Annotated in this window: 8 protein-coding genes; 7 read left to right on the forward strand and 1 reads right to left on the reverse strand. The window is 62.9% G+C overall.

Annotated elements, in window-relative coordinates; genetic code table 11:
* Positions 1 to 91 precede the first annotated feature (91 nt).
* The 7 genes from IEW22_RS19305 to IEW22_RS19335 all read left to right on the forward strand — a co-directional run bounded on the left by IEW22_RS19305 (position 92) and on the right by IEW22_RS19335 (position 6,765).
* Positions 92 to 562 (forward strand): phosphatase PAP2 family protein, encoded by a 471-nt coding sequence (locus tag IEW22_RS19305; protein ID WP_188588928.1) that lies wholly within the window; start codon positions 92 to 94, stop codon positions 560 to 562.
* Positions 563 to 728: 166 nt separating this feature from the next.
* Positions 729 to 2,147, forward strand: coding sequence for an NAD(P)/FAD-dependent oxidoreductase (locus IEW22_RS19310; protein WP_188588930.1), 1,419 nt, complete (start codon positions 729 to 731; stop codon positions 2,145 to 2,147).
* Between the two features lie 42 nt (positions 2,148 to 2,189).
* Positions 2,190 to 2,693 (forward strand): DUF4186 domain-containing protein, encoded by a 504-nt coding sequence (locus IEW22_RS19315; RefSeq protein WP_229742919.1) that lies wholly within the window; start codon positions 2,190 to 2,192, stop codon positions 2,691 to 2,693.
* A gap of 45 nt (positions 2,694 to 2,738) precedes the next feature.
* Positions 2,739 to 3,317, forward strand: coding sequence for an FKBP-type peptidyl-prolyl cis-trans isomerase (locus IEW22_RS19320; RefSeq protein WP_229742920.1), 579 nt, complete (start codon positions 2,739 to 2,741; stop codon positions 3,315 to 3,317).
* A gap of 142 nt (positions 3,318 to 3,459) precedes the next feature.
* Positions 3,460 to 3,999 carry a hypothetical protein gene (locus IEW22_RS19325; RefSeq protein ID WP_188588932.1) on the forward strand — a complete coding sequence of 180 codons (540 nt, stop codon included), beginning with the start codon at positions 3,460 to 3,462 and terminating at the stop codon, positions 3,997 to 3,999.
* Between the two features lie 234 nt (positions 4,000 to 4,233).
* A complete protein-coding gene (locus IEW22_RS19330; RefSeq protein ID WP_188588934.1) occupies positions 4,234 to 4,707 on the forward strand; it encodes a hypothetical protein in 474 nt (157 codons plus the stop codon).
* Positions 4,708 to 4,989: 282 nt separating this feature from the next.
* Positions 4,990 to 6,765 carry an oleate hydratase gene (locus IEW22_RS19335; protein ID WP_188588936.1) on the forward strand — a complete coding sequence of 592 codons (1,776 nt, stop codon included), beginning with the start codon at positions 4,990 to 4,992 and terminating at the stop codon, positions 6,763 to 6,765.
* A 70-nt stretch (positions 6,766 to 6,835) separates the two neighbouring features.
* On the opposite strand, the gene IEW22_RS19340 is transcribed toward IEW22_RS19335, so the two are convergent.
* Positions 6,836 to 7,477, reverse strand: a complete 642-nt coding sequence (locus IEW22_RS19340) for an LGFP repeat-containing protein (protein ID WP_188588938.1) — start codon at positions 7,475 to 7,477, stop codon at positions 6,836 to 6,838.
* Positions 7,478 to 7,764: the final 287 nt, after the last annotated feature.

Consider the following 7,764-nt stretch of genomic DNA (forward strand, 5'->3'; position numbering starts at 1 on the left):
CGTCGCGGAACTCCTGGGGATAGGGCTTGGGCACAGCTGGCATCCTTCCAGGCCGCCCGGCAGGGCAAGCCAGATCAGATGTCACCTACTCGTGCACCAGCCCCTCCTCACCGTGACCGTCGTGGCACTGATCCTCGTCGCCTACGACCGTTCCGTCCGGCGCGCGGCCGTCGTGGTCGTGACGGTGGTGTTGGCCTGGGCGGTCAACTCGCTGATCAAGATCGCTGTTCACCGCCCCAGACCGCCTGTCGCCGAACAACTCGGACAGGCAGTCCACTCCTATTCGTATCCGTCCGGGCATTCGATGAGTTCATGTGCACTGGCCTTCGCCCTGCTGTCGGTCACCTGGGTGTCGAGTCAGCCGATGTGGCACAAGACCCTGATGGTCTGCGCCGCAGTGGCATTTCCACTCGTTCTGGGATGTACGCGCATCTACCTCGCGGTCCACTGGACCACCGATGTGGCCGCCGGTTTCGCAGTCGGAGCGGCGGCAGCGGCCGCGGTCCCGGTCGGTATCGCCGCGCTCGTACGGCGATACGGCCCACCGCCGGAGCCCGGATGAGCAGTCGCGCACCGGTTGGACGGCAGCGGGTCGCCGTGGTGACGCGCGTATCATCAACGACGATGCGTTCCGCACAGTCACGACTCGACCCGAGCACCACCGACCCAGCATCACCGACAAGGCTTTCCACAGAGTTCACAGCGTCACGGACGGAGTAGTCACACATATGAGCCCGACCGAGCACAGCACCGGCCATCGAGTGGTCATCGTCGGATCCGGATTCGGGGGGCTCACCGCCGCCCAGACCCTCGGCAAGGCCGGAGTCGACGTCACCCTCATCGCGCGAACCTCACATCACCTGTTCCAGCCCATGCTCTACCAAGTGGCGACAGGGATCATCGCCGAGGGCGAGATCGCCCCGACCACACGATTGGTGCTCAAGAAATACAAGAGTGTCAAGGTCGAGCTGGGCGAGGTCGAGAAGATCGATCTGGAACGCAAGGTGATCGTCTCGCGTCTTCTCGAGCGTGTGACCGAAACCCCCTACGACAGCCTCATTCTCGCCGCCGGTGCCGGCCAGTCGTACTTCGGCAACGACCACTTCGCCGAATACGCACCGGGTTTGAAGACGATCGATGACGCTCTCGAGCTGCGCGGCCGCATTCTCGGCGCCTTCGAACAAGCCGAACTCTCCGACGATCCGGCAGAACGGGAGAAGCTGCTCACGTTCGTCGTCATCGGAGCGGGCGCGACCGGTGTCGAGATGGCAGGCCAGATCGCCGAACTCGCGCACAAGACACTCAAGGGAGCCTTCAACAACATCGACCCCACGAAATCGCGCATCATCCTGATGGACGGTGCGTCGGCAGTGCTGCCGCCCTACGGCGAGAAACTGGGCAAGAAGGCGGCCGCCGAGCTCGAACGAGCCGGCGTCGAGATCCAGCTCAACGCAATGGTCGTCGACCTCGACTACGACGGTGTCGTGGTGAAGGACAAGGACGGTTCGACGCGCCGGATCGAAAGTCAATGCAAGGTGTGGTCGGCCGGTGTCGCCGCGAGTCCGCTCGGTAAGCAACTCGCTGAGCAAACCGATGTCGAGATCGACCGCGCGGGCCGTGTCCTCGTCTCCGAGGATCTGTCGATTCCGGGTCATCCCAACGTGTTCGCGGTGGGGGATATGGCATTCGTCAAGGGAGTCCCGGGAGTGGCACAGGGTGCCATCCAGGGCGGCAGATATGCCGCGCAGTGTGTCATCGATTCGATCAACGGACAGACACCCGACCAGCGGAAGCCGTTCTCCTACTGGGACAAGGGTTCTCTGGCGACCGTGGCGCGCTACGGTGCCGTCGCGAAGATCCCGATCCCCAAAACCAACAAGACGCTCGAATTCAGCGGGTTCCTCGCATGGCTGGGCTGGCTGCTCGTCCATCTGGTGTTCTTGGTCGGATTCCGCAATCGGCTTGCCGCGCTGGCGTCGTGGACGCTGTCGTTCGTCACGTACAGCCGATCGCAGTTGACGGTGACCGAGCAGCAGGTCTACGCGCGTGACGCGATCAATCGGGTCGACCGCTTCGCCGACGGGTCCGACTCGTCGGACTCGGCCGAGAAATCCGAGACGAGCTCGTCGAAAGACCAGGCGTCCTGATACCCCCCTCGTGGCGTCTCGCCGATCCCGAGAGGAGTCCTCATGCAGCCCTCGGCACATACCGCGAACACCAGCGACGCAGAGATGCCGACGAACGCCGACAGCACAACGACGGACACGGCAAGCGCGTCGGCTAGCAACACTGCGGCGGTCAACAGTGCGGCGGTCAACACCGCGGCGATCGATCAGCGGATCGCGACGATCAGACGTCAGCCCTTCCGCGCGAAGTTCCATTTACGCGTCCCCGAAAGCGAATTCGTCGCACTCAGAGGTGCCGACGTCGTGGCCCGGCACGCTCGTGATCTGATCGGCAGACGCCTGGCTCCAGCGCATCCGGCCAACGACGGCAGGCAGACGCCATGGGGTGGACATCCGGTCTTCCGCGCTCAACATGCGACCGCAACCTGCTGTCGTTCCTGCCTCGCTCGCAACCACGACATCCCCAAGGGCCGCGAGCTCACCGCTCGCGAGCAGGACTATGTGGTCGCCGTCATCTGCCGGTGGATCGACACCGAGATTGGGGCGGCCCGGCCGTCGCGCACGTGACGCACTCGCGAAACGTGCTCTCTGCCTATCGGTAGGGTGGCCACCGTGAGAATCAGATCTGCCGCCGTCGCCGCGTCCGCCGCATGCCTCGCCGTCTCCCTGGCCGCCTGTGGAGATTCCGGCTCGTCCTCCTCGACGACCACTGATGCGCAATCGTCGGCCCCCAAGTCCTGCCCGACCGCTGAGCCCACGGGAGACACGACACCGCAGTGGACCCTCAAGGGAGACACCGGGTCGACCTCGGTCACCGCAGCCACAGCAGATGCGGCGCCCAAGATCGAGGTCTCCACACCCTTTTCCGTGAGCGACACCCAGGTCAAGACGCTGACCACCGGCAGCGGCGACACGGTGTCGGACTCGGCCACCGTGAGCGTCTGCTACGTGGGCGTGGACGGCCGCACAGGCAAGATGTTCGACAGTGCCTACCAGCGAGGCGTGGCGGCGCAGTTCCCGCTCCAGGGTGTGGTCGCCGGATTCCGGAAGGCCATTGCCGGACAGAAGGTGGGCTCCAACGTCGGTGTCGCGATGACCTCTGCGGATGGTTATCCGGAGGGGAATCCCGAAGCCGGCATCAACAAGGGCGACACGCTCATCTTCGCCATCACGATTCTCGACGCCCAGTAGTCACCCCGCCTGCTCGCGCGGTCCGAAGTCGCGTACCGGCCGCGCCACCGCGAGAGTCGGCATCAGCGCCTCGACCCTCTGCTACGATAACTTAGGTAACCCTAATTCACGCTGGTAGAGCGACTGTCGAGCGGGAGGAATCATGACGGATGTACGTGCCCGCCTGCAGCACCACGTGGACCAGATCGCGGCGGGCGCCGGACATCCCCGCGCGATCGCCGTCGAGATCCGCGAACTGCTCGACGGCGAGCAGCGATGGATCGATGATTTCGAACCGGGCAGCCAGTGGGGTGGGTACTCCGAATGGACCGACTCGATCGTGCTCGATCCGGCATACGTCCGCGATCACGGCGACGACATCTCCCGCCTGGCAGTCACGCATGCCGTCGGATGCGCGATCCATCGATCGCGTCGGCGGCATGTGCGGGGGTGGTGCCATGCCGTGCTCGACGGACTCACCATGGCAGGGATGGCGCTGAGCTCGGTACCGCTCATCGCACCCTGCGAATTCACCGCCGAGCATCGTCGGCGAAGTAGTCGTGAGTACCACCGGGCCGTGGTCGCCGGCGACGCATTCTGTTGGAATCTCGCGAGCGGGCCGCAGCGCTACCAGATGATCGCACTGATCCGCGACCGGCGCCGAGACGGTGCCCGTCAGCGGCTCGTCGCGCTGACCTCCTGAGCGCTGACCCCCTGACTGGACATCCTGACTGCGGCACGCTGACAACGAGCTGTATTCGACTGCGCTGCTGCCTGATTCGACTGCCTGATTTGACAGAAGCCCAGCACCCGAGCGAGAACTCGCCGCCATCTGCGAGCCGTTCACCGAAGTCCTTATCGGCGGTGCGTTCGTAACGGTGTCCGCGGTTGCCGACGATGTGATGTGTACGCAGGCACACCACCACGAGGAGCCGAAATGAAGAGATCTCTCGCCTACGGAATGGGTGTGGTCGCAGCCGCTGCCACTCTCTCAACCGCATTCGCCGGCGCAGCAAACGCCACCCCGATCGGAACCGTGTACTTCTCGGCACAAGGATTCAACTGCTCCATCACCGGGGACGGGACGGTGGGCTGCGATCTCACCTCGCCGGCGCGATTCTCCTTCCTGTTCGGCCAGACCTATGTCCCGCTTCCGTTCCCGGTCCGCGAAGTGCTCATCGACGTCCCGTGGGCGCCAGCACATCCGGGACTCGGCATCGGCACGCCGCACGCACGCCCTGGCGGTAATCCCGATATCAGCACCTTCGGTACCACCACCGGATCCGGTGCCACTCGGGGACCGGCGGTATTCCATGCAGGTGCCGTATGCCGCGTCGGCTTCCACGGCAGTTTCGGGTGCACATCGAAGGGGCACCACTTCGATTTCTACGAGACCCTCACGGGCAGTTGAGTCGGTCGGCTGGGTCAGTCGGCTGGGTCAGTCGGCTAGAGAAAGGACATTTCTGACCAAGCGATCCAATCGGTAATTCCGCGCGAATATCTCTATTCCACCCAACCGAAAACACTTCTTCGGACAACACCACGTGACAGCGAATAAAACGCGACACGGCGCAACAGGAAATCCTGTGGCCTGAGCGATAAACCCTCCCAATCGGCGCACATGCCGACTACGGTCGTCATTGTCTGAGTGCGGGTCTGATCATCAGCCCGACGAACGGAAGGGATATAACGCGTGTACCGGAGTAATGGCAATTTCGAGGCATTCGGTCGTCCACTCAAGCCTGCCGACATAGATGGGAAGAAAGCGTATTTTGTCGGTTCCGGGCTCGCATCGCTGGCCGGGGCGACATTTCTGATCCGCGACGCGCAACTGCCCGGGGACAAGATCACCATCTTCGAGGAACTCGCTCTGCCCGGCGGCAGCATGGACGGCATCCTCGACGAGCACAAGGGCTTCATCGTCCGTGGTGGACGCGAGATGGAGGCCCACTTCGAGACCCTGTGGGATCTGTTCAAGTCCGTGCCCTCTCTCGAGAACGAGAACGCGTCGGTTCTCGACGACATGTACTGGATCCACAAGATCGACCCCGCCTCCAATCCGGCTCGTGCGCTGCAGAACCGCGGCGAGAAGATCGACCACATCAAGGACCTCACACTGACACGTGGGGCGTCCGAAGAACTCATGAAGTTGGTCCTCACCCGCGAGGAGGACCTGCAGGACAAGCGGATTGACGAAGTCTTCGGCAAGGAGTTCTTCCAGTCCCACTTCTGGCTCTACTGGGCGACGATGTTCGCCTTCGAGCCGTGGGCCAGCGCCCTCGAGATGCGGCGCTACACGTTGCGATTCATCCACCACATCTCGACCCTGTCGGACCTGACCTCGCTGCGGTTCACGCGCTACAACCAGTACGAGTCGCTCATCAAACCGCTCGTTGCCAACCTCGAGAACCACGGCGTCACCTTCGTCTACAACACCCAGGTCGACGACATCGAGCTGGGCGCCGGCACGTCGTCCCGATTTGCCCGGACGATTCATCTCACCGAGAACGGCGAGTCGAAGACCATCGACCTCACCGAGAACGACCTGGTGTTCGTCACCAACGGATCGATCACTGAATCGTCCACCTACGGCGACAACGATCACCCCGCACCGGTGGAGACCGACCACGGCGGCGCCTGGTCGCTGTGGAAGAGCCTCGCCGCGCAGGACTCAGCACTTGGCCATCCGGAGAAGTTCTGCGAGAACATTCCCGAGGCCAACTGGTCGATCTCGGCCACGGTCACCCTCACCGACGACAAGGTCTGGCCCTACCTCGAGAAGATCACCGGCCGCGATCCCCGAAAGGGCGAGATCGTGACCGGCGGTCCGTGCACCATCGCCGATTCCAGCTGGCTGTACGGCTTCTCGATGAGCCGCCAGCCGCACTTCGCCGCGCAGGATCCACAGAAGGAACTCGTGGTGTGGCTCTACGGATTGTTCTCCGACAAGCCCGGCGATTACGTCAAGAAGACGATCCGCGAATGCACCGGCGCCGAACTGTGTGCCGAATGGCTTTACCACATCGGAGTTCCCGAGGATCAGATCGACGATCTCGCGCACAACTCCGCATCGACGGTTCCGTGCAACATGCCCTACATCACCTCGTACTTCATGCCGCGGGCACTGGGCGACAGACCGCTGGTGGTACCGCAGGGTTACACGAACCTCGCGTTCATCGGTAACTTCGCCGAGACCGAACGCGACACCGTGTTCACCACCGAATATTCGGTGCGTACCGCGATGGAAGCCGTCTACACACTTCTCAAGGTCGATCGTGGCGTCCCGGAGGTCTTCGACTCGTCGTTCGACATCCGGGTCTTGCTCTCCGCGATCTACTACCTCAACGACCGAAAGTCGCTGACCGAGATCAAGTTCCCGCTCATCGAGAAGCTGATCGGCAAGGCAGCGCTCAAGAAGATCGAGGGCACCTACATCGAGCAGCTGCTCGAGGGCGCCAAGCTCATCTGACCCGCCCCGCTGACACCGAGGGCCGGCCTGATCCAAAGCGATCAGGCCAGCCCTGTGTCGGGCACCGCCGTTATGAAGTCGGGACGACCTTGCCGTCGACGGTCACCTCCACCTGGTCGGTGGACTGTGTCCAGGTGATCTTGCCGTGCTCGAACGTCGATGTCTTCACGCCGTTCTCATCCGTCTCGTCGCTGGTGGCAATGCCCAGCGGCCCCTGAGAGCCACCCTTGCCGTCGGCAGCCGGCTGCCCGTCGGCGTTACGCGGCACGTTCCATGCGTCGCGGATCTTGCCCCACGTGATGTACGCGGGAGTAGAGGTATCACCGTTCTTGGCGGTGATCACCCCGCCATCGAACTGTTGGAACATCACGCCGTTGGACTCGGTACCAGAGGTATCGGCGCCTGTTCTGGGTGCGCCGAGGTCGTTCTTCTGACTCTCGGTGGCCGACGAGTACTTCGCGGCGATCGGACCAGTGAGCGTCACCGTGGTGCCGTCGGCGGCAGTCAGATCAACCGACCCGGCACTCGCCGAATCCATCGATCCGGATTCCTGCGCACCTGACGTCTCCGACATCGGCATCGACATCGACATCGTGTCCGACGACGCCGCCGACTTGTCGTCCGAATTGTCGTCGCTACACGCGCTGACCACCACGAGTGCCAGAGCTGCCGCTGCCACCGCGCCGGAAACCCTACGAGCTGACCGATTCATGAATTTCCTTCCGAATACGGCAAGAAGCCGCATTTCCCTGTGCATATCGAGATCGTGCCCAGCAATGACAACACGACATGCATTTACACTCCACCGCATTCACCGAATACGAGGAATTGGTCGGAACTGTGCACAATGACCGGAATTGCAGAACAGATATGACCTCGCGCTTCGATTCAGCAGAAAACGGGCTCTTCGAACTTGAGCGGGCAATGCCTGGTCAGCGGGCTGGCGTGTCGATGACGTGAGACGCCCCTGGTCTCCGGAAATCTGGATGTTGCGACACA

Origin of the sequence: Gordonia jinhuaensis, assembly GCF_014639795.1 — a bacterium.
GTDB lineage: Bacteria > Actinomycetota > Actinomycetes > Mycobacteriales > Mycobacteriaceae > Gordonia_B > Gordonia_B jinhuaensis.